The 852-nt window shown below is 64.8% G+C and carries 1 protein-coding gene and 1 pseudogene; both read left to right on the forward strand.

The annotated features are described in order from the left end of the window. Positions 1-496 (forward strand): annotated as a pseudogene (locus HA052_RS27100) (hypothetical protein); the annotation flags it as partial. A gap of 36 nt (positions 497-532) precedes the next feature. Then, positions 533-852 (forward strand): hypothetical protein (locus tag HA052_RS27105; protein WP_166454443.1); only part of this gene is annotated, 320 nt, incomplete at its 3' end.

Below are 852 nucleotides of genomic sequence, written 5' to 3' on the forward strand. Positions count from 1 at the left end.
CTCGATGGGTAGCCTTGCCGGGGCCTCGGCGGGGACCATCGCCGCATCGGGTGCCATGGTGGCTGGCGCGGGGGCGGCGGGCTATGCAACGGGTACGGCCATCAATGCCGGTATCTCGGCGGCCTTGAGTGCATCCACGGGCAGCGAAACGACCTTGGGCAGTTGGCTGTATGACAAGCTCAATGGTGGCGATAAGGCCGCGCTGGGGCCGATGGTGTACCCCATCAAACCCAAGGCGCAGGCAGGCGATCCCGGTAAGCCGGCGGCGGCTGCGGCGGACGTGGCCAAAGCGGGCGCGGCGCCGAAGGCTGGCGCAGCTGCTCCGGCTCAACATAGCAATACCTTTGCGCCGGTCATTCACCTCAAAGTCATGGGGGATGTGAAGAGCCCGGCGGAACTGGCCAATCAGCTGATGCCTCACTTAAAGCGCTTGTTTGATCAGTGGACCGCGCAGCAGCGCGGCGGAACGGGGCAGCTGTTTGACCCGGTGGGATGATGCCTCGCGAAAGCGGGGTTTTTTATGGGGGTGTGAATGGAGCTGACTGCGGTTTTAAAGCTGGCAATCAATGGTGCGACTCGTGCAGCCAGCATTGCCCGTTTGCCGTCCGGCCTGGGGGACGTCGCCAAAGGATTGATGCAGGCGCGCAATGCAACGAGTTTTGCAGGGGTGGCCGCCGGCATGCTGACGGCGGGCTCGCCGCTGCTGGGGGCGCAAGCGGGGTTGGCGCGGCGTGCTGCTGGAATTTTGACGCTGGCATCCAAAGACCTGGCGGGCGCGGGAAACGAGGCGTTCAAGATGGCCGGGGCCGCGCTGGGGGCTGCAACGTCGAAATTGAAAAAGGCGTTGGGGGG

This window comes from Chromobacterium fluminis (assembly GCF_011602385.1).
GTDB lineage: Bacteria > Pseudomonadota > Gammaproteobacteria > Burkholderiales > Chromobacteriaceae > Chromobacterium > Chromobacterium fluminis.